The following is a 20,232-nucleotide window of genomic DNA, read 5'->3' on the forward strand; positions in this document are numbered from 1 at the left end:
TCGCGTCGGGAGTCGAGTCGGCAACCGGGGCATCATCGTCATCGCCGCCACACGCGGCAGCGACGAGAGACAGACCCACGATGAGGGCGCCAACGCGGCGCACACGTGATTTCTGCATAGTGGTTTTCTCCCCCTGTTTCCGCGGGGCGGGTTTGCCCCGTCGGTGTTAGGTGGCGCAAAGCGTAGGTCATGGTCGGGGCCGACTACAACCACCCCCGTGTTTCGCGGGTTACGGTTTCGTGCGTGTTTCGTCCCAATTCTCGGCATGTTCCGCCCGACCCGTTCGCCGTCCTCGGAATCGATTCAGACGCCGACGTCGCGGCGATCCACGAGGCGCGGCGTGCGCTGGCCAAGCAGCGGCATCCCGATGCCGGTGGGTCGGTCGCGGCGATGCAGGAACTGAACGCGGCGGTCGATGCGGCACTGGCCGCGGCGACCGGGGCACCGGCACCCGGACCTGCACCCGCTGGGCGCCCGCGTCGACAGGCGCCACCGACGCCTCGCGGCGGTGTTCGACAGGACCACCCGTCGTTCACGATCGAGGCGCTGCCGGTCGAAGCGTTCGAAGGGTTGCTGGTCGCGGGGGCGGAGCTCGGTGAGCTGGCCGACGACGACCCGCCGTACCTGCTCGAGGTACTGATGACGTCGCCACCGGCGTGGTGCCGACTCGAACTCGTGCCGGACGCCGGTGCTGTGACGGTGAGCATCACGACGGCGCGGCTCCCCGGCCACCCGACGCCTGACGTCTACGACGTCCGCGACGTGTGGATCGACGCTCTCAACCGTCTCGACTGGCCGGGTCCGGACGAGTCGCCGACGCCTTGAACAGCCGGTCGCGGATCGCGTGGCCGATCCCCGAGGCGGGCGGGAGGACGACGATCAGTCGGTCGAGACCGGCTGCGTCGGCGGCACGGAGATCTGCGAACAGGTGGTTGGCCGCGATCACGAGGTCGTCGGTGCGGTCGAGCACCTCGACCCGTTCGCCGCTCGTTCGGCGCTGTGCCGCCAGGCGTTCGGCGGTGGCACGGTCGTCGACGGGTTCGACCGCGCACGCCGGGGCGTAGTGCGACTCGAGCATGCCGCTGGCTCGACTGGGCCCCGACGCCTCGGCGACCTCGGTCGCGAGGATGCGTCGGAGGTCGTCGGCGCTGATCGCCCCGGCACGGAGGACCTGGGGCGGATCCACGGTCAGGTCGACGATCGTGCTCTCGACGCCGACGACGCTCGGTCCGCCGTCGAGAATCAGGTCACGATCGGGGTCGAGGATCCCGCCGAGGTCGTCGAGCACGTGCTGGGCGGTCGTCGGGCTCACCTTGCCGAACCGGTTCGCCGACGGCGCGGCGAGACCGGAACCGAACCGTCGGAGCAGGTCGTCGGCGACCGGATGGCTCGGCACCCTGAGGCCGACCGTCGGGCGGCCCCCAGTGACACGGAGGTCGACGTCGGGATGCTTGGGGACGAGCATCGTCAGCGGGCCCGGCCAGCACGTGGTGGCGAGGCGGGCAGCGTTGGAGTCCACGGTGGCGGCCCAGTCGACGAGCTCGTCGGCCGAGCCGAGGTGCACGATCAGGGGGTGATCGGTCGGACGACCCTTGATCTCGAAGATGCGGGCGACCGCAGCAGGGTTGCGAGCGTCGGCCGCCAGGCCGTACACGGTCTCGGTCGGGATCGCGACGACCCCGCCGGCACGGAGGCGGTCGGCTGCGAGCCCCACGTCGGACGAGATCATCACGCGGGGATCGCGTCGAGGAACTCGAGCGTGGCGTCGATGAAGTCGAAGGACTCGGGGGTCGCGAAGTGGTCGGTGCGCCGCAGCATCGCGAGTCGCGCCCGGGGGAGCGCGTCGACCAGGGCGTCGGCGGGCAGGACGAAATCCTGATCGCCGACCGCGACGAGGGTCGGCAGGTCGAGCGTCCGGATGTCGTCCGGTCGGAGCCGCTCGCCGCCGGTTCCTCGCATGATCGCGGCGAGCGCCACCGGATCGTTGCCGGGCTGGTGGGCGTACTGGGCGAACAGCCGGGCCCGGTTGTCGTCGGTGTCGCCCCCGTTCTCGATCGCGGCGACGATGCGAGCGGTCGATTCCTCGTCGCGCTCGAACACGTTGCGGCCGACGCCGGCGAGCACCAGGCGCCGGAAGCGCGACGGGTCGTCCAGAGCGGCTCGCAGCAGGGTCATCGCGCCGAGCGAGAAGCCGACGGCGTCGACCGGACCGTCGGGGAGTGCGTCGACGATCCGACCGGTGAGGTCGGCGTACGCCGCAGGATCGTGCGGTTTGGGTGCGGTGCCGTGGCCCAGCAGGTCGACACCGATGACCGATCGCCCGGCATCGGCGAGCAGCGCGGTGAACCCCGATCGCTCCCAGGTGGCGGCGAACGACCCGCCCCAGCCGTGGACGAGCAGGATCGGAACGGAATCGGCATCGACATCGGTCACACGGTCATCGTACGCGACGGTGATGCAGCGTTAGCCTGGTGCGGCTCCGAGGAGATGACCCCATGAAGATGTTGCACCCCCAGCCCGCGCACGACCTCACGTACAACGACGTGTTCATGGTGCCGAGCCTGTCGTCGGTCGGCTCACGCTTCGGCGTGGATCTGACCACACCCGACGGGATCGGCACGACGATCCCGCTCGTCGTGGCGAACATGACGGCCGTCGCCGGTCGCCGGATGGCCGAGGTGGTCGCCCGACGTGGCGGCGTGGCCGTCCTGCCGCAGGACATCCCGATCGAGGTGATCGAGTCGGTGATCGGGTGGGTGAAGGAGCGCCATCCGGTGTTCGAGACGCCGATCACCCTGGCACCGACCGACACGGTCGGCGAGGCACTGAGCCTCATTCACAAGCGTGCGCATGGCGCCGTGATCGTGGTCTCGGAAGACCGCCCGATCGGCGTGTTCACCGAGACCGACGCGGTCGGGTTCGACCGGTTCACACAGCTCCAGCACGTGATGACCGCTGAACTCGACACGTTGCCGGCGACGATCACACCTCAGCAGGCGTTCGACCAACTCCACGGCGAACGTCGGTCGCTCGCCCCGGTGGTCGACGACGACGGACGACTGCTCGGCCTGCTGACGAGCACCGGTGCACTCCGGAGCACGATCTACCAACCGGCCCTCGACCGTGATGGCCGGCTCCTGACCTCGGTCGCTATCGGGATCAACGCATCCCCGGTCGAACGCGCGACGCGCCTCGCCGAGATGGGGGTCGACGTGCTCGTGCTCGACACCGCCCACGGCCACCAGTCGAAGATGCTCGAGGTCGTCGAGTCGGTGCGTGCCGCCTGCCCCGACAGCAAACTGGTCGCCGGCAACGTCGTCACGACCGAGGGCACCCGCCAGTTGATCGAGGCCGGCGCCGACGTCGTCAAGGTGGGTGTCGGGCCCGGTGCGATGTGCACCACCCGCATGATGACCGGCGTCGGTCGCCCGCAGTTCTCCGCCGTGGTCGAGTGCTCGCAGGAGGCCGACCGGCTCGGCAAGCACATCTGGGCCGACGGCGGTGTCCGCTTCCCGCGTGACGTCGCGCTGGCGCTCGCCGGTGGTTCGGCCAACGTGATGATCGGGTCGTGGCTCGCCGGGACGCACGAGGCGGCCGCGGACGGGCTGCGCGACACCGACGGCCGCCTCTACAAGGAGAGTTTCGGCATGGCGTCGAATCGGGCGGTCAAGAACCGTACGAAGACCGAGAGCGACATCGAGCGGGCCCGCAAGGAGCTGTTCGAGGAAGGCATCAGCACATCGCGGATGTACCTCGATCCCGAACGCCCCGGCGTCGAGGACATCATCGATCAGATCGTGGCCGGTGTCCGGTCCGCGTGCACCTACGCCGGGGCCGCCACCATCTCCGAGTTCCACGACCGGGCGGTCGTCGGGGTGCAGAGCCACGCCGGCTACGACGAGGGCCGCCCGCAGGGGACGTCGTGGTGAGCGAGGGGGAACGACGCATCGTGATCGCGATCGACGGTCCGGCGGGCGCCGGGAAGAGCACGGTCGGGCGAGCGCTGGCCGACCGACTCGAGCTTCGCTACCTCGACACCGGTGCGATGTACCGCGCCATGACGTTCGCGGCGCTCCGGCGCGGCGTCGTCGAAGGTGACCTCGACGAGGTCGCCGCGATGGCGCCGGATGTCGTGATGACGATCGAGGACGGCGTCGTGGTCGTCGACGGCGTCGATGCCACCACGGCGATCCGCGGGCGCGAGGTCACCGAGGCGGTGTCGCAGATCTCGTCGAACCCGGTGGTCCGACGGGTGCTCGTCGACCGCCAACGCAGCTGGGTCGCCGAACACGGTGGTGGTGTGGTCGAAGGCCGCGACATCGGCACGGTCGTGTTCCCCGACGCCGACCTCAAGCTCTACATCACCGCGTCGCCACGGGTCCGTGCCGAGCGTCGGGTGCGCGAGCTGGGCGGCGACGTCGACGACGTCGAGGCCTCGATCATCAAACGCGACCGGGTCGACTCCTCACGGGCGGACAGCCCGTTGACCGAGGCCGCCGACGCCGTGATCGTCGACACCACCGGTATGACGATCGACGAGGTCGTCGCCCACATCCTCGAGATGCTGCCGTGAGCGCCCCCGACACGTTCCTGGCCGGCAACGGGCTCGGGAGCCGAGTGGCGTACCAGCTCGGGCGATCGATCGTGATCCCCTTCATGCGGATCTACACCCGCATGACCATCAACGGTCGCGAACACATCCCCAAGACGGGGGCGTTCGTGCTGGCACCGGTGCACCGGTCGTATCCCGACACACCGATCGCCGGGTGCGTCACCCGTCGCCGGCTCCGGTTCATGGGGAAGGACAGCATGTGGAAGAACCGGCAGTTCGGTTGGCTGCTGTCGGCGTTCGGCGCTTTCCCGGTCACCCGCGGCACGGCCGACCGGGAGGCGCTCCGCCGGGCGATCGAGGTGTTGGAGGCCGGTGACCCACTGGTGCTGTTCCCCGAGGGTGAGCGCAAGCAGGGCCCGACGGTGCAACCCCTGTTCGACGGAGCGGTCTACATCGCGATCAAGGCCGGTGTACCGATCGTCCCGGTCGGGATCGGCGGTTCCGAACGTGTCATGCCGAAGAAGGCGAAGTTCATGCACCCGCGCAAGGTGCACGTCGAGGTCGGTCCGCCGATCCCGGCCCCGGTCGCGCCCGAGGGCGGACGCCTGTCGCGCACCGTCTACAAGGAGCACTCGGCGCGGCTCCACGACGAGTTGCAGCGTCTCTTCGACGAGGCGATGACCAAGGTGCCCTGGGACTACCCGCTCGACTGACCGGAGGGGGTCGGACCCCCTCCGGTCAGAGTTCGAACGAGGCGCGCAGTGCGCCGGCGAGCGACACCGGGTCGGCGGTGCCGCACAGCTCGCGTGCCGAATGCATCGACAGTTGCGGTACGCCGACGTCCACGGTGTCGATACCCAGGCGCGTCGCCGTGATCGGGCCGATCGTCGACCCGCACGGCATGTTGTTGCGTGACACGAACAGCTGGAACGGGACATCGGCTGCTTCGCATGCTCGACGGAACGACGCCGCGGTCGCCGACGACGTCGCGTAGCGCTGATTGCTGTTGATCTTGATCGCCGGCCCGGCGTTGACGACGGGGTGGTGCTCGGGGTCGTGCCGGTCGGTGTAGTTGGGATGGATCGCGTGGGCGTTGTCGGCCGAGATGCAGCTCGACGCGGCGAGCGAGCGCAGGAGTGCGTCGCGGTCGCCGCCGCGGGCCGCGACGTGCCGCTCGAGCACTCGCTGGAGCAAGGGGCCGCCGGCACCGGTCGTCGACGAGGAACCGACCTCTTCATGGTCGTTGAGGACGATCATCCCGACGGCGTCCGACGGGGTCGCCGACACGAGCGCGTCGACCGCTGCCCAGCACGACAGCAGGTTGTCGAGTCGACCGCTCGCGAGCAGCGACCGGTCGGCGCCGATCACCGCCGCCGGCTGGACGTCGTAGAGGCACAACTCCCAGAACGCCGGCAGGTCGGTACCGGCGCGCTCGGCGATCCAGTGTGCGAACTCACCGGGCTGGGTCAGCCCGACGCCCCAGACGGGCCGGAGATGCTGCTGCGGGTCGAGTGTGAGTCCTTCGGTGTTGACGCCGCGGTCGAGGTGGACCGCCAGCTGGGGCACCCGGGCGATCGGCTCGGCGACGTTGACGAGCACATGGCTTCCGTCGGTCATCGTCAGCCGTCCGGCCACGCCCAGGTCGCGGTCGAGCCACGAGTTGTTGAGGATGCCGCCGTAGACCTCGACGTTCAGCTGCTTCCAGCCGACGTGTGACTGATCGGGGCGCGGCTTGACCCGCAGGCATGGTGAATCGGTGTGCGCTCCGGCCAGGCGGAACGGCGCATCGGGCGCCGCACCGTCGGGTGTGCGCCACGCGACGACGCCGCCGTCGCGTTGCACGAAGCCGTCGGCGGGGAGGTACGACCAGTCGGCACCGTCGGCAATCTCGTCGAAGCCGGCCGCGAGCAGGCGATCGGCGGCCGACCAGGCCGCATGGAACGGCGACGGGGAGTCGTCGAGGAACGAGCGCAGGTCGTCGAGCATGGCTGGTCAGCCCTTCTGGAACAGGCCCATCGGCAGTCCCGTGTTGCGGAGGTGTGAGGTTTCGTTGATGGTGACGATCGACCTGATCCCCGAGCGGGATGCAGCGACGCGATGGATCGAGGTGTAGTTGGGGTAGAAGAAGCCCGGTCCGGCGTGATCGATGCCCAGCACGGTAGCGAGCACCGTGTTGATCACGCCCCCGTGGCACACCACGACGATCGTTTCGCCGGGGTGAGTATCGATCAGCCGGTCGATGGCGGCACCGACCCGCTCGTCGGGGTCGTCGCCGGCCCAGATGTCGCTGCTCAGGTCGTGGAACCGGGGATCGCCCGACGCCTTGAGTTCCTCGATCGGGATGTACGACGAGGCGTGACGATCGAACTCGGCGATGTCGTCGACGACGACCGCCGCGAGGCCGAGGCGGCGAGCCAACGGAGCCGCGGTCTGGACGGCGCGGCGCAACGGGCTGGTGTACACGAACGTGATCGGCTCGTCGCCCAAGTACTCGGCGAGCAGTTCGGCCTGCCGGTGTCCGGCGTCGGTGAGGTCCGGGTCGGCGGCGCCGGTCGACAACTCTTTTCGCTCCGGGAGTGCGTGTCGCACCAGGATGAGTTCCACACCTGGTAGATAGCAGGTATGACCCGGCGCACGAAGATCGTGGCAACCATCGGACCAGCGAGCGACTCCCCGGAGGCGCTGCGTGACTTGATGCGGGCGGGTATGAACGTCGTCCGTCTCAATCTGAGCCACGGCGACATCGACGAACACCTCGAACGGCTCGCTCGCGTGCGGGAGGCAGCTGCCGAACTCGGGCTGCCGATCGGTGTGTTGGCCGACCTGCCGGGCCCCAAGGTGCGCTCGGGGCAGTTCCCCGAGGGTGGCGTCGAACTCGTCGCCGGCGCGTTTCTGCATCTCAAGCCGGGCGACCGCCCCAGCGACGCCGGGACGATCTTCGTCGACTACGAGACGCTGCTCACCGACGTCACCGTCGGCGATCGGATCATCGTCGGCGACGGGGCGATCTGTCTGCGGATCGAGGCGACGTCCGAATCACACGTGACCGCGATCGTCGAGACCGGCGGTCGCACGCAGGGGCGGCCCGGCATCCACCTGCCTTCCGAGCGTCTGAGCCTGACCACGCCGACCGACGAAGACCTCGACCTCGCCCGCACGATGGCCGCCGCGGGGGTCGAGTACCTGGCGGTGTCGTTCGTCCGCCAGGCGGCCGACGTGCTGCAGGTCCGCGACGTCGTCGGTACATCGGTCGGCCTGGTCTCGAAGATCGAGACCAGTGCATCCCTGGAGAACCTGGCCGAGATCCTCGACGTGTCCGACGCGATCATGGTCGCCCGTGGCGATCTCGGGATCGATTGTCCGCTCGAAGACGTCCCGCACCTCCAGAAGTCGATCATCCGGCAGTGTGTCGAGTACGGCCTGCCGGTCATCACTGCGACGCAAGTGATGGAGTCGATGGTCACTGCGCCGTCGCCGACGCGGGCCGAGGTGTCCGACATCGCCAACGCGGTGTTCGACGGCACCGACGCACTGATGCTGTCCGGCGAGACCGCCATCGGACACGACCCGTCGCTCGTCGTCGAGACGATGGGCAAGGTCGCCGAGCGAGCCGAGGCCGAGGCGAGCTACCGCGCGTGGGCGGCCCGCCTCGGACGGATCCAGCGTCAGAAGTGGGATTCGCTCCACGACCGGGTGACGGCAGCGATCACGCACGCCGCGTCCGAGGCGGCGGTCGACATCGACGCCGCGGCGATCCTGTGCTGCACCGGAAGTGGCCGAACCGCCCGGGCGATGGCGCGATTTCGGCCCGAGATGGAGCTCGTCGCGCTCTCGCCGAGCCAGCGAACCGTCAACACGCTGGCGCTGTCGTGGGGCGTCGGTCCGCTCCTGGTCGAAGCGTCGGAGAGCACGTCCGACATGGTCACCGCCGCGGTGGCCAAGGCGCTCGAGCACGGGCGCGTGGCATCCGGCGACAACGCGCTGGTCCTCGCCGGGTCGCCTGACCGCGACGCCACCACGGCCGCCAACGTGATGCGGGTCGTGACGGTTCGTTGACCGAGATCTGGTCGGCGAGCGCAGGTCCCGACGACGCACCGCACATCACGCTCATCCACGGCTCGCTCGATCGTGCCGCCGGACTGCTCAAGCTGAGCCGACGGCTCAGCGGCCGGTATCGGGTCACCCGCTACGACCGCCGGGGCTACGGGCGGTCGTTCCCGAGCGACGGCCCCTTCGGCATCGACGAGCAGGTCGCCGACCTGTCCGCCCTGCTGGCGGCCGAGTCCGGTCGGGTTCGGCCGAGCGTGCTCGTCGGCCACAGCTACGGCGGCAACGTCGCGCTCGCGCTCGCGCAACATCGCCCCGACCTCGTCGACGGCGTCGTCACCTACGAGACGCCGCTGTCGTGGCGCGACTGGTGGCCGGGCGAGTCCGCGGGCGGCGACGCGGTCGCGTGGCGTTCCGACCCGGCCGAGGCGTCCGAGCGGTTCATGCGCCGCTTGATCGGTGATGAGCGATGGGAGCGTCTGCCGGCCTCGACGAAGCGATCCCGCCGTGCCGAGGGTCCGGCGATGGTCGGCGAACTGCTCGACCTGCGGGCTCGGCCCGCGTGGCTGCCCGAGCGGATCTCGGTGCCGGTGCTGGCGATGTACGGCGAGCACGGTCGGCCGTACCATCGACGTGCCGCCGAGACGATCGCGAGCGAGCTGGCCGACGCCGAACTGGCGATGCTGGCGGGTGCCCGGCATCCGGGTCCGAACACCCACCCGGACGACGTCGCCGAGATGGTGCACGCCTTCGTCGAAGCGCGGGTCAGGCCGACGACGACAGCGTGAGCACCACGGCGGCGGTGGCTGCGACCGCAGCGAGCGTGACCGTGCCCGTCATCCCGAACGCCTCGTAGAGCTGCCCGCTGACCACCACGGCGCCGGCGCGGCTGATGGTCCCGCACGCGTTGCTGATCCCGATCGCGCGTCCGCGCGATTTCGGTGCCGCCTCGGTGACGAGCGTCAGCGACGAGACGAAACCGAACTCGAACCCGGTGAGGAACACGAGCAACCCGACGATCGCCACGGCACGCGAGTCGCCGGCACCGAGCATCACGCCGAGCCCGGCGAGCAGTCCGGTGAGACCGATGAGCACCGAGCGTCGGGAGCCGATTCGGTCGCCGACGGTCGCGACCCCGGTCGACGACGCGAGTTCGACGGCCCCGAACCCCGCGGCCACGACGCCGAGCCCTCCGGTCGAAATGCCGTATGCGTCGTCGAGCCAGGTCCCGGCGACGACGAATGTGCCGAGCCCGGCGGCGGCGGTCGTGGCCGATGCGAGCATTGGGAACCAGGCCGACCGGGGGAGTGGCGCCCGGGGCGGCTCGACACCGCTGGCGTGGTGCGTCGTGCCGGGCGACACGAACGCGGTGACGGCTCCCGCCGCGACGAGGCTCACGATCGCGAGCGCCACGAACGGTCCCCGCCAGCCGAACCGCTCGATGAGGACGGCCACGATCGGTGCGCCGACGAGGAGCGCGATCGCCCACGATGTCTCGAACACCCCGATCGCGCGTCCACGTGCCGAGAACGCGACCCGGTGCCCGATCCAGGTGTGGCCGGCGACGGTGAGGTTCGACACACCGAGTATCAGGATGACGAATGCCACGGCGAAGCTCGTGACGGTTCCGATCAGGGCGATCAGCGACGAGACGGACACGGCGGCCAGGCCGAAGACGAACACGCGCCGCTCGTGCCCTCGGTCGAGCAACGGCCCGCTCCCGATCGTGCTCAGCCCCGCCAGTTCGGACACGCCCATGATGCCGGTGAGGGTCCCGGTCGTCGTCGAGAATGCCCGTTCGAGGGTGGGGAGGAACGGGCCGACCCACCGCAGCGCGGTGTTCGACACGACCTTGGCGCCGGTGAGGACTCCGAGTTGCGTTCGTCGCGACCGCTGAGCAGCCGCCGGAGTCACGAGTCGGAGGTCCGTTTGATCTCGATGTCACGGCCGAGGAACGAGCACGTGGTGTCGACATCGGGGTCGTTCAGATCGACGCCGGCGGCCCGAACCTTCTCGGAGCACTCCTGGAGCGACGAACGCTGCGTCCACACGAGGAGGGCGAGCAGACCGAGGATGACGACGAGCGCCACCTTCTGCATGACCTCCTTCATGATCCACGCCGAGACGAGTGCGAGGCCGACCAGCGCGACCACCACCAGTACGGCGATCGTCTTGGCCTGACCGAGCGTGAGCGCGAGCATGCGGCGAGTGTAGGTGAGCGGGCGTGTCGCTGGCGGTTCGCCGAGTACGGCCCGTATGGTGGTCGAATGTCCGACCAGCCGATCCAGATGTCGAGTGGAATTCCCACCACGGTGCTACCCGAGCCCGACCCAGCGCTTCGGCACGAACTGGGCCAGGCACGCCAGGCACGCCAGGCCGACGATCCCCGCGAGGCGGTGTCGTCGTTCGTTGCGGCCAACCCACGTTCGCTCGACGGTTGGGCCGAGCACGGCGACCTCGGGCGTGACGTGATGGACCGGTACGCCGCCTACCGAGTCGGCTATCACCGCGGTCTCGATGCACTGCGGGCCAACGGATGGCGCGGTTCGGGCTACGTGCGTTGGTCGGCGCCGGGCAACCAGGGTTTCCTGCGCTGTCTCCTCGGCCTCCATCTGATGGCCACCGAGATCGGCGAGGACGACGAAGCCGGCCGTTGCGCCCAGTTCCTGATGCAGCTCGACCCGTCCGGTGTGCCTGAAGAGTATGTGGAGGCGATGCGGCGATCATGACCGGCCGACGCCCCGTCGGAGTCGTGCTCACCGGAGGGGCGAGCACACGGATGGGGGTGGACAAGGCGACGTTGACCGTCGGAGACAAGCCGATGGCGGTCCGCGTCGCCGATGTCATGTGGGAGGCCGGGTGCCAGCCCGTCGAGTGCCAGGGCGGCGATCTCGCTGCCATGGCCGAGTACGGACTCGAGGCGTTCCCGGATCGCGACCCGGGCAGCGGCCCGGTCGCTGCGATCCGCGACGCGCTCGTCCGCCACGACGACCGAGACGTCGTCGTGGCCGCGTGCGACCTGATCGAGCTCGATGCGGCGACGGTCGCCGCGCTCGTGTCGGCCGGGGAGTCCGATGGTGAGCCCGATGTCGTCGTCGTGTCGGCCGGGGGTCGTCGTCACCTGATCTCGTGGTGGCGCTCCGGGCTCGGCAGCGGGCTCGACGAACTCGTGGGCGCCGGCGTCACCTCGTATCGCGGCGCTCTCGACCGGTTCCGAGTGCTCGAGGTCGAGGTCGATCCGGCGGTGGTTCGCAACGTCAACACCCCCACTGACCTGGGTGATGTCGGGTAGCCTCCGATCTCGTATGACGATCCAGGAGATCACGGTCGACGAGTTGGCCACCATCATCGAGCAGGGCGGTCGGGTGATCGACGTGCGCGAGCCGGCGGAGTTCGACGAGGCCCGCGTGCCCGGCGTGCAACCGGTGCCGCTCGGCACGGTTCCGCAGAACGTCGAGGCGTTCCGCGGCGACGGCACCACGTACGTCATCTGCCGATCCGGCGGACGGAGCATGCAGGCGTGCGAGTTCGTCGCCGCCCAGGGCGTCGACGTCGTCAACGTCGCGGGCGGCACGCTCGCGTGGATCGCATCCGGCCGCGACGTGGCGTCCGGTCCGGCGTGACCGTCTCACACCCGCACCGCTGGGTCGATCAGCAGGACGAGCTCGAATCGATCGTCCTCGAACTGCTCGATCAGCCCCGCTACGCGATCGACACCGAGTTCCATCGGGAGCGGACGTACTATCCGGCGCTCGCCCTCGTCCAGATCGCCTGGCCCGACAACCTGGTGCTCATCGACCCGCTCGCGCTCGACATCACGGCACTGCGGCCGCTGTTCGAGTCCGACGTCGTCGCCGTGTTCCACGCCGCACAGCAGGATCTCGATGTGCTGACCCACGCCGTCGGTGCGGTGCCCGAACGCTTCTTCGACACCCAGATCGCCGGCGGTTTCGTCGGCTACGGCACGCCGTCGCTGGTCTCGCTCCTCAACGGCGAGATCGGTGTCAACCCGCCGAAGGGCGATCGCCTCACCGACTGGCTCCGGCGGCCGCTCACCGAGGCACAACGCAACTACGCCGCGCTCGATGTGGCCTACCTGCTCGAGGTGCAAGACCGGCTCACGGCGCAGCTCGCGGAGCTCGGGCGGCTCGACTGGGTCACCCAGGCGTGTCAGGAACTCCGCGACCGTCCGGTCAGTGGCCAGCACCCCAACGATGCCTGGGCTCGGTTGAAAGACGTGCGGGGTCTGCGGCCCCGGCCGCGTGCGGTCGCCCAGGCCATCGCCGCATGGCGCGAGCGCACCGCGATGGAGCGCAACGTGCCCGTCCGTCAGGTCCTGCCCGACCTGGCGATCCTGGGGATCTCGCAGCGCCAGCCCAGCTCCGACAAGGAACTGTCCCAGGCGAGGGGGGTCGACGACCGCTTCAGTCGGGGCAAGGTCGCCGCTGCGATCCTCGAGGCGGTCCGGGTCGGCAAGGCGGCCGAACCGCCCGAAGCCCGAGGCGGCACCGACGACCTCGAACGCGACCTGCGGCCGGCGGTCACGCTGATCTCGGCGTGGGTGAGCCAGGTGGCCAAGACGGAGAAGATCGACACCTCGATGCTCGCGACCCGCGCCGATCTGGTGGCGTTCCTGTCCAACGACGAGTCGGCGCGCCTGCGGCACGGATGGCGCAACGAGATCCTCGGTGAGGGGATCGAACGCCTGGTCACCGGTCGCGCGGCGTTGACGTTCGACCGCGGCGCGGGCCTGCGCCTCGTCGACGTCCCCGACGCCTGAGGTCCGCTCGGGTCAACGCGAGGCGGCACGAACGGCGCCGCGGACCTTGCGCCACAACGTGTCGAACACGGCGATCGGCTCGGCGGCCCGTGATCCGTACGAATGGATCGAGCGACGCTCGCCGACCGCCTGGTTGAACACGACGCGCTGCGGGACCTCGGGCGTCCAGATCGCGGGGCGACTGACGATCCGTGCCAGTTCGGCGATCCGGCGTTCGGCTTCGCGCGAGACGGCCGGCACCCGGTTGAGGACGACGCCGGCGAGTTCGAGGTCGGGGTTGGTCGAGTCCCAGACGTCGTCGATCAGATCGGCGACGCCGCCGATGCCGCGGAGTCCCAACGCCGACGGTTCGACCACGATCAGCGCGTGACGGGACGCCGTGAGTGCGCTCCGGGTCAGGCTGCCGAGGGACGGTGGGCAATCGATCAGGACCGCTTCGTATCCGTCTTCCACCCGCGCGAGCGCCTTGCGGAGCCGCTTCGAGGGTCCGGCCTCGAGTTCCTGCAACCCGGACGAGCTGGGGAGGACGTCCACGTGGTCCGACCAGGCGGAGGGTCGGATGATGTCGTCGATCCGGCGGGCCTTGTCGGCGAGCAGGTCGACCACCGTGGGAGCCTCGGCGTCCGGTTCGATCCCGAGCACCCAGGAGGTCGATGCCTGCGGGTCGAGATCGACCACGAGGACGCGGCGGCCGGCTGCTGCGGCGGCCGACGCCAGGCCCAGTGTGACGGTCGTCTTGCCGACACCACCCTTCTGATTGAGGATCGCGAGCGTTCTCAGCATGTCTGCATGCTGCCACGGACGCTGGGCCGGCGCACCGGCGAGTTCTGATGGGCAAGACTGCCGAAGCGGCGAGATGACCAGGTAGGGTGCACTGCACTGTCAACTCTCTCGCAAGTAGGAGCCCTGTCGTGAAGAAGGGTCGTCATCGTCGCTTCGAAGAAGCACGAAAGCTCAAGCAATCAGGCCCAGGGGCCTTTGACCTCGGTTTCGGAGATCGTTCGCGCGGCGACTCCGAAGACGACGATGAGTACGCTGCGCTCGCCGAGAAGTACGGCGTCACGTTCGAAGACGACGACGACTCCGACGACTGAGTCCCATCCTGATCTCACGCGTCGGCGTGATCGATCGACGTGAAGCGCCACCTCGCTCAACTGAACATCGGGCGCCTGCGCGCCCCGTCCGACGATCCGCTGGTCGCCGAGTTCATGGAAGCGCTCGATCCGGTCAACGAGCTCGCCGACCGGAGTCCCGGGTTCGTCTGGCGGTTCCAGACCGACGAGGGCAACGCCACGGCCGAACGCCCTTTCGACGACGAGGGGATCCTGGTGAACTTCTCGACGTGGGAGAGCATCGAGGCGCTCGCCGACTACGTCTACCGCAGCGAGCACGCCGTGTTCATGCGCCGGCGCCGCGAGTGGTTCGAGCGGTTCGACGGGGTCCATCAGGTCCTGTGGTGGGTTTCGGCAGGTCATCGACCGACGGCGGCCGAAGCGATCGAGCGGCTCGATCACCTGCGCGAGCACGGGCCGACGGCACACGCGTTCACCTTCCGCCATCGGTTCGCGCCCGATGTGCCGGTCGACGAGGTCGCCGACAGCGACACCCACCGATCGTGACGACTCAGGTGCGCAGCGTCGGGTGGGGGAGCGGCACCCACTCGGGGCGCTCCAACTGTTCGAGCATCAGGTCGTAGATCGGCGCTCCGACCAGCTCGATGATCTCGTCGCGCGAGGTGATGTACACCGGGTCGGCGCCGACGAATGCCTCGGGTGCCTCGGTGCACCACCAGTGGAACTCGTCGCCACCCTCGCCCCAGTCACGTCGCTTCCACTCGCGGAGGCGCGACGTGACGTGGCCGTTGTCGTCGGTGGTGTGCTCGAGGCGGATCGGCACCTGCCAGCAGACGTTCGGCTTCCAGTCGAGCGGCCGTTCGCCGGCCTCGAGCGCTGCGATGTGCAGGGCGCACCCGGTGCCGCCCTCGAACCCCGGACGATTCAGGAAGATGCAGGCGTCGTCGACCAGTCGGGTCACGGTCGGCGGTTCGTCGTCGCTGTCCGGGTCGGGGTCGCCGGCCCGAAGGAAGCCGCCCTTGAGTGCCTTGGCGTGGAACTGCATGTGCCTCGGCTCGATCTTGACGAACGCCGTCACGACCGTCTGGACGTCGTCGTCGTCGACGAAGTGGGCGCCGTAGCTGCAGCAGCCCTGCGACATCTCCTCGGCGGGGGCGTCGAGCACGCCCTGGCACCCCTCGCCGAAGATGCACTTGTGGTTCGAACGGAGGTAGGTCGCATCGAACATCCACGTCCGCTGTTCGGCGGGATCCTCGAACGAGATCCATTCGTGCACGGAATCGGCGTCGGCCACGGCGCCGCAGGGTACCCGCGAATCGTGGCCGCCGGCCCGCTCAGACGACAGCAGGTTCGCGGACCTCGTCGGGCTCGGTCGCGGTCTCGCGGACGGGTCCACGAACGACGAGGTACGCGAGGGCTACGGCGGCCAGGCCGACGCCCACCCACATCGACTGGACCCAGCCGTCGACGAACGCGTGCTGGGCCGCTTCGATGATCGCCGGGGCACGATCGCCGGCCTCGGCGGCGACGGCGAACGCGCTGCCGATGCCCTCGCCGGCCGGCTCCACGAGCTCGGGTGGGAGCCCTTCGAGCGCCGGCTCGATCGCGCTGGCGTATCCGGAGCTGAGGATCGACCCGAGCAGGGCGACCCCGACGGCACCGCCGACCTCGCGGGAGGTGTCGTTGAGCGCCGATGCGACGCCCTGCTTCTCGGCGGGAAGGGTCTCGGTGATCGCCGCGGTCGAGGGCGTCATCGTGAGGCCCATGCCGAGTCCGATGATCACGAGGCCGGGCAGCACCGACATGTAGCCGCCTTCGACCGATGCCCGGAGTGCGAGGGTGACGAGCCCGGTCATGAAGATCGCGACGCCGAGCATCATCGTGTTGTTGCTGCCGATCCGTTGCGCCACCTTCGGGGCGACCGTCGACATCGGCATCATCATCGCGGCCATCGGCAGGAGGCCGACCGCCGAGCGCAGCGCCGACCAGCCGATGACGGCCTGGAAGTACGGGAACAGCACGAGGAAGATGCCGAACATGACGGCGAACACGATCACGAGCGTCACCGAGCCGGCAGCCAAACCACGGTTGCGGAACACGGAGATGTCGAGCAGCGGGTCGGCGTGGCGGCGCTCCCAGATGACGAACGCCACCAGCGCGATGACGCCGGCGACGATGCCGGCGACCGCGATCGGGTCGGACCAACCGCGCTCGGGGCCCTCGTGGATGCCGAGCACCAGTCCACCGATGGCGACGGCGGACAGGACCGATCCGAGCGTGTCGAACGGGTGCTCGCTGTCTTCGCTGGAGTTCGGGACGAACCGGATCGCCATCACGGCCGAGACGGCGACCAGGACCACCGGGAGCGCGAACAGCCAGCGCCAGGTGACCACGTCGACCATGAACGAGGAGACGAACAGGCCGATGATGCCGCCGCTGCCGGCGAATCCGGCCCAGATGCCGATCGCCTGGGCACGGTCCTCCTCGGGGAAACTGGACGTGATCACCGACAGGGTGACCGGCATGACCATGGCGGCTCCCATGCCGGCCACGACGCGAGCGCCGATCATGAACGCGGTCGTCGTCGCGATGCCGGCGCCGATGCTGGCCAGGCCGAACAGCGCGAGCCCGACGAGGAGCACCGGCTTGCGGCCCCAGCGGTCGCCGATCGCGCCGATCGGCATCAGGAGTGCCGCCAGCGCGATCGTGTAGGCGTTGATGATCCAGAGGATCGCGTTCTGCGAGGCGCCGAGGTCGATCGCCAGGTCTTGCTGGGCGACGTTGAGGCCCGAGACCGACGCGATCACGGCGATCAGGGCCGTGCACATGGCGATCAGGATGTTGCGTTGGGCACGCTTGTCGGTGGTGACGACGTCGGTGTCGTGCAGCTCGTGCTGCTGGGCGGGGGGTGTAGTCACGGATGCCTCCGGGCGATCGATGGGATGATGGGTGGACGAGCGCCGGATGACGCAACAGTAGAACGAAACGGTATCGTAGCGAAGTATCGGAATCGAGCAGAGAGGGGGCAGTGTGACAACGAACACATCATCGAGAACGAACGACGGCGAGACGTCCGGTGAGGCCCCGCGGGGCGACGAGTGCGGCGCGGTCGACCCGCGGGTGGTTCGCAGCCGACGGCTCGTGCTCGCTGCCGCCACCGAACTCCTGGTCGAGTCCGGGCCGCGGGCCGTGACGGTCGATGCCGTGTCCGAGCGGTCGGGTGTCGCGAAGTCGACGATGTACCGACACTGGGACTCTCGCACCGCGTTGCTCGTCGACGTGATGTCGTCGAACGTGCCCGACGTCGCGGTACCCGACCCCGGCCTCGGCTTCGCCGAGGCGCTGCGCTCGCTTGTCCGCGACGTGGCGGCCACCCTGGGGACGCCCGAGTGGGCGAGGCTCCTGCCGGCGCTCCTGTCGCTGCAACAGCACATGCCCGAACTCCGGCAATTGGCCGAGACCGACCACGAGCGGAAGATGGGTGCCTTGAAGCGGGTGCTCGACCTCGGCGGCGCCGAGGGGGTGCTCCCCGGAGACATCGACGCATCGCTCGTCGCGACGGTCGTGATCGGACCGGTCATGTTCGCTGTCCTCACGGGCCGACTCGACGAGATCGACGCGGTCGCCGACTATGCGGTCGACCGGTTCCTCGCGTCGTACCGCGCCTGATCCGGGCGGCTGCCCGGTCGCTACGTTGTCCGGATGCGCCCCGAACACCTCGACCTGCTCCACGCCGTCGGCCGACCGAGCCTGACCCCTGACGGAGCGATGGCGGTCGTCCCCGTCACCCGCCCCGATCTCGGCGACGACGAGTACCGCGGTGGGCTGTGGGTCGTGCCGATCCGTGGCGGTGCGGCTCGACGGCTGACGAACGGCGACCGCGATCTGGCGCCGGCGGTCAGCCCCGACGGCACCACGGTCGCGTTCGTGCGGAGCTCGGCCGGCGGGGCGCCGCAGATCCACGTCGTGCGGATCGACGGCGGCGAGCCGATGTGCCTGACCGATCAGCCGATCGGTGCCGGTACCCCCACGTGGAGCCCCGACGGGCGTCGGCTGGCGTGGAGCGCTCGCGTCGCCGAACCGGGCCGCTACGGGACCGAGGACGCCGACGGCAAGGCGCCGGATCCGGGCGCCGAACCTCCCCGACTCGTGCGCGAGTTCGCGTACCGCAGCGACGGGCTCGGCTACACCCGTGACCGCCGCCAACATCTGTTCGTCCTCGACGTGCCCGACCTCGGCGGTGGCCCGGGCGACTCTGAGCCGACGTTGCCCGTCGAGGCCCGCCAGGTGACCGACGGCGACGTCGACGACACCAACCCGGTCTGGAGCCCGGACGGGACCCGGCTCGCATTCCTCTCGGCCCGTCACCCGACGCGCGAGTCCGACCTGCGCTCGTCGGTGTACCTGGTCGACGTCGACGGTGCCGACGGGTCCGACGCGGCGCTGCCCGCTCCGACCATGGTGGTCGACGGTGACCTCTCCGTGGGCGGGGCACAGTGGTTGCCCGACGGTCGACTCGTGCTGCTCGCGACCGACATGGGTCCGACCGGACGCGATTTCGTCGGCCGCCCGACCCAGCTGTTCGTCACCGAGACGGTGGTCGGCGGGAGCGGCCCGGTCGCGGTTCGGGCGCTGACCGGCGACGTCGAGTTCGACCTCGCGGGCGGCACCGACGCCCTCGTCGTCGTCGGCGACCGCGTCATCGTCCGCGACCTGCATCGCGGATCGGATCGTGTGCTGGCGGTGGCCGCCGACGGATCGGCCGCGGACCGACCGCAGATCCTGCTCGACCGATCCGTGGTCGTGTCGGGCCTGGCCGCCGGCGCCGACGACACGATCGTCGTCGCGGCCTCGGACGAGTCACGCGTCGGCGACCTGGCGCTCCTGACCGATGGCGAACTGCGGTGGCTCACCGACGTGAGCGAACGGCTCCGGGCCGACGGCGGGCTGGTGCCCGTGATCGACGTCGAGGCCCCGACGCCCCAGGGAGGAGTGGTGCACGGCTGGGCGCTGCTGCCCGACCCGACCGAGTACGGCGACGGGCCACACCCCGTCCTGCTGGTCATCCACGGTGGGCCGTTCGCCCAGTTCGTCGGGTCGTTCTTCGACGAGGCGCAGGTGTACGCGGGCGCCGGGTACGCGGTGCTGATGTGCAACCCGCGCGGCTCGGCCGGCTACGGACTCGACCACGGCAGGGCGATCCGGCATGCGATGGGCACCGTCGACGCCGATGACGTGCTGACCTTCCTCGAACACGCTCTCGGCCGCGACGAACTCCCGCTCGACGCCGATCGGGTCGGGGTGATGGGCGGCTCCTACGGCGGTTACATGACCGCACTGCTGACGACCCGGACCGACCGGTTCGCCGCCGCGATCGTGGAGCGTGGCTACCTCGACGCCGACTCGTTCGTCGGATCGTCCGACATCGGCTGGTTCTTCCCGGGGGAGTACCACGGCTCCCCGGAGGCGGCGGTCGCGCAGAGTCCGATGGGGCAGGTCGCACGGGTCACCACCCCGACGCTGGTGATCCATTCCGAGGCCGACTGGCGCACGCCGGTCGAGCAGGGTCAGCGGTGGTTCACCGCACTGAAGATGCAGGGCGTCCACACCGAGCTGTTGCTGTTCCCCGGCGAGGGGCACGAGTTGAGCCGGAGCGGCCGGCCGCGACATCGCCGGGCGCGGTTCGAGCACGTCCTGCGATGGTGGTCGGAGCATCTGCCGGTCGCCGCGGCGACCGACTGAAACGCCGGGCGGCGACGATTCCCCACCGTGGCGGCGGC

General features: G+C 69.8%; 23 protein-coding genes. 14 read left to right on the forward strand and 9 right to left on the reverse strand.

Annotated features, from left to right (window positions below):
• Positions 1 to 243 precede the first annotated feature (243 nt).
• On the forward strand, positions 244 to 825 hold the full coding sequence (locus tag R8G01_02660) for a J domain-containing protein (protein ID MDW3212871.1): 582 nt from the start codon (positions 244 to 246) through the stop codon (positions 823 to 825).
• Here R8G01_02660 and R8G01_02665 read toward each other — a convergent pair.
• A complete protein-coding gene (locus R8G01_02665) occupies positions 779 to 1,729 on the reverse strand; it encodes an L-threonylcarbamoyladenylate synthase (protein MDW3212872.1) in 951 nt (316 codons plus the stop codon). The genes R8G01_02660 and R8G01_02665 overlap by 47 nt on opposite strands.
• The gene (locus R8G01_02670) at positions 1,729 to 2,433 is read right to left on the reverse strand and encodes an alpha/beta fold hydrolase (GenBank protein ID MDW3212873.1); all 705 of its coding nucleotides are present in this window, start codon (positions 2,431 to 2,433) and stop codon (positions 1,729 to 1,731) included. Before R8G01_02670 ends, R8G01_02665 begins: the two co-directional genes overlap by 1 nt.
• Positions 2,434 to 2,495: 62 nt before the next feature.
• Between R8G01_02670 and R8G01_02675 the strand changes: the two genes are divergently transcribed.
• From R8G01_02675 to R8G01_02685, 3 genes are read left to right on the forward strand one after another with little or no spacing between them, the layout of a single operon-like run.
• The gene (locus tag R8G01_02675) at positions 2,496 to 3,929 is read left to right on the forward strand and encodes a GuaB1 family IMP dehydrogenase-related protein (protein MDW3212874.1); all 1,434 of its coding nucleotides are present in this window, start codon (positions 2,496 to 2,498) and stop codon (positions 3,927 to 3,929) included.
• Positions 3,926 to 4,573, forward strand: a complete 648-nt coding sequence (cmk, locus tag R8G01_02680) for a (d)CMP kinase (GenBank protein MDW3212875.1) — start codon at positions 3,926 to 3,928, stop codon at positions 4,571 to 4,573. Before R8G01_02675 ends, cmk begins: the two co-directional genes overlap by 4 nt.
• Positions 4,570 to 5,265 carry a lysophospholipid acyltransferase family protein gene (locus R8G01_02685; protein MDW3212876.1) on the forward strand — a complete coding sequence of 232 codons (696 nt, stop codon included), beginning with the start codon at positions 4,570 to 4,572 and terminating at the stop codon, positions 5,263 to 5,265. Before cmk ends, R8G01_02685 begins: the two co-directional genes overlap by 4 nt.
• A gap of 25 nt (positions 5,266 to 5,290) precedes the next feature.
• On the opposite strand, the gene R8G01_02690 is transcribed toward R8G01_02685, so the two are convergent.
• Positions 5,291 to 6,538, reverse strand: coding sequence for a M18 family aminopeptidase (locus tag R8G01_02690; protein ID MDW3212877.1), 1,248 nt, complete (start codon positions 6,536 to 6,538; stop codon positions 5,291 to 5,293).
• Positions 6,539 to 6,544: 6 nt separating this feature from the next.
• A complete protein-coding gene (locus R8G01_02695; protein ID MDW3212878.1) occupies positions 6,545 to 7,156 on the reverse strand; it encodes a histidine phosphatase family protein in 612 nt (203 codons plus the stop codon).
• 18 nt (positions 7,157 to 7,174) lie between these two features.
• Between R8G01_02695 and pyk the strand changes: the two genes are divergently transcribed.
• The gene (gene pyk, locus R8G01_02700) at positions 7,175 to 8,608 is read left to right on the forward strand and encodes a pyruvate kinase (GenBank protein ID MDW3212879.1); all 1,434 of its coding nucleotides are present in this window, start codon (positions 7,175 to 7,177) and stop codon (positions 8,606 to 8,608) included.
• Positions 8,605 to 9,387: an alpha/beta hydrolase gene (locus tag R8G01_02705; protein ID MDW3212880.1), complete on the forward strand. Its 783-nt coding sequence runs from the start codon at positions 8,605 to 8,607 to the stop codon at positions 9,385 to 9,387. The genes pyk and R8G01_02705 overlap by 4 nt, the downstream gene beginning before the upstream one ends.
• Here R8G01_02705 and R8G01_02710 read toward each other — a convergent pair.
• Positions 9,365 to 10,447, reverse strand: coding sequence for an MFS transporter (locus R8G01_02710; GenBank protein ID MDW3212881.1), 1,083 nt, complete (start codon positions 10,445 to 10,447; stop codon positions 9,365 to 9,367). The genes R8G01_02705 and R8G01_02710 overlap by 23 nt on opposite strands.
• 62 nt (positions 10,448 to 10,509) lie before the next feature.
• Positions 10,510 to 10,800 carry a hypothetical protein gene (locus R8G01_02715; GenBank protein ID MDW3212882.1) on the reverse strand — a complete coding sequence of 97 codons (291 nt, stop codon included), beginning with the start codon at positions 10,798 to 10,800 and terminating at the stop codon, positions 10,510 to 10,512.
• Between the two features lie 66 nt (positions 10,801 to 10,866).
• Here R8G01_02715 and R8G01_02720 point away from each other — a divergent pair, with 66 nt between their 5' ends.
• Genes R8G01_02720 through R8G01_02735 form a run of 4 tightly spaced genes read left to right on the forward strand, consistent with a single transcriptional unit; the run spans position 10,867 to position 13,379 of the window.
• Complete coding sequence (locus R8G01_02720; GenBank protein MDW3212883.1) at positions 10,867 to 11,328, forward strand: DUF3151 family protein; 462 nt, start codon at positions 10,867 to 10,869, stop codon at positions 11,326 to 11,328.
• Positions 11,325 to 11,891 (forward strand): molybdenum cofactor guanylyltransferase, encoded by a 567-nt coding sequence (locus R8G01_02725; protein ID MDW3212884.1) that lies wholly within the window; start codon positions 11,325 to 11,327, stop codon positions 11,889 to 11,891. The genes R8G01_02720 and R8G01_02725 overlap by 4 nt, the downstream gene beginning before the upstream one ends.
• Positions 11,892 to 11,904: 13 nt before the next feature.
• Positions 11,905 to 12,222, forward strand: a complete 318-nt coding sequence (locus R8G01_02730; GenBank protein MDW3212885.1) for a rhodanese-like domain-containing protein — start codon at positions 11,905 to 11,907, stop codon at positions 12,220 to 12,222.
• Positions 12,219 to 13,379, forward strand: coding sequence for an HRDC domain-containing protein (locus R8G01_02735; protein ID MDW3212886.1), 1,161 nt, complete (start codon positions 12,219 to 12,221; stop codon positions 13,377 to 13,379). The genes R8G01_02730 and R8G01_02735 overlap by 4 nt, the downstream gene beginning before the upstream one ends.
• Before the next feature lie 12 nt (positions 13,380 to 13,391).
• Here R8G01_02735 and R8G01_02740 read toward each other — a convergent pair whose 3' ends face one another.
• Positions 13,392 to 14,162 (reverse strand): ParA family protein, encoded by a 771-nt coding sequence (locus tag R8G01_02740; protein MDW3212887.1) that lies wholly within the window; start codon positions 14,160 to 14,162, stop codon positions 13,392 to 13,394.
• Positions 14,163 to 14,290: 128 nt separating this feature from the next.
• On the opposite strand from R8G01_02740, the gene R8G01_02745 reads away from it, so the two are divergent.
• Together R8G01_02745 and R8G01_02750 are read left to right on the forward strand one after the other, a co-directional pair.
• Positions 14,291 to 14,473, forward strand: coding sequence for a hypothetical protein (locus R8G01_02745; GenBank protein ID MDW3212888.1), 183 nt, complete (start codon positions 14,291 to 14,293; stop codon positions 14,471 to 14,473).
• 39 nt (positions 14,474 to 14,512) lie between these two features.
• A complete protein-coding gene (locus R8G01_02750; protein MDW3212889.1) occupies positions 14,513 to 14,998 on the forward strand; it encodes a DUF3291 domain-containing protein in 486 nt (161 codons plus the stop codon).
• Positions 14,999 to 15,002: 4 nt separating this feature from the next.
• On the opposite strand, the gene R8G01_02755 is transcribed toward R8G01_02750, so the two are convergent.
• Entirely contained in the window at positions 15,003 to 15,746 is a 744-nt protein-coding gene (locus R8G01_02755) for a hypothetical protein (protein MDW3212890.1), read from the reverse strand.
• Positions 15,747 to 15,786: 40 nt separating this feature from the next.
• On the reverse strand, positions 15,787 to 17,370 hold the full coding sequence (locus tag R8G01_02760; GenBank protein MDW3212891.1) for an MFS transporter: 1,584 nt from the start codon (positions 17,368 to 17,370) through the stop codon (positions 15,787 to 15,789).
• A gap of 112 nt (positions 17,371 to 17,482) precedes the next feature.
• Here R8G01_02760 and R8G01_02765 point away from each other — a divergent pair, with 112 nt between their 5' ends.
• Both R8G01_02765 and R8G01_02770 read left to right on the forward strand, forming a co-directional pair.
• Positions 17,483 to 18,121 carry a TetR/AcrR family transcriptional regulator gene (locus R8G01_02765; GenBank protein ID MDW3212892.1) on the forward strand — a complete coding sequence of 213 codons (639 nt, stop codon included), beginning with the start codon at positions 17,483 to 17,485 and terminating at the stop codon, positions 18,119 to 18,121.
• 33 nt (positions 18,122 to 18,154) lie between these two features.
• On the forward strand, positions 18,155 to 20,194 hold the full coding sequence (locus R8G01_02770) for a S9 family peptidase (GenBank protein ID MDW3212893.1): 2,040 nt from the start codon (positions 18,155 to 18,157) through the stop codon (positions 20,192 to 20,194).
• Positions 20,195 to 20,232: the final 38 nt, after the last annotated feature.

It is taken from the genome of Ilumatobacteraceae bacterium (assembly GCA_033344875.1).
In the GTDB taxonomy this organism is placed as follows: Bacteria; Actinomycetota; Acidimicrobiia; order Acidimicrobiales; family Ilumatobacteraceae; genus Ilumatobacter.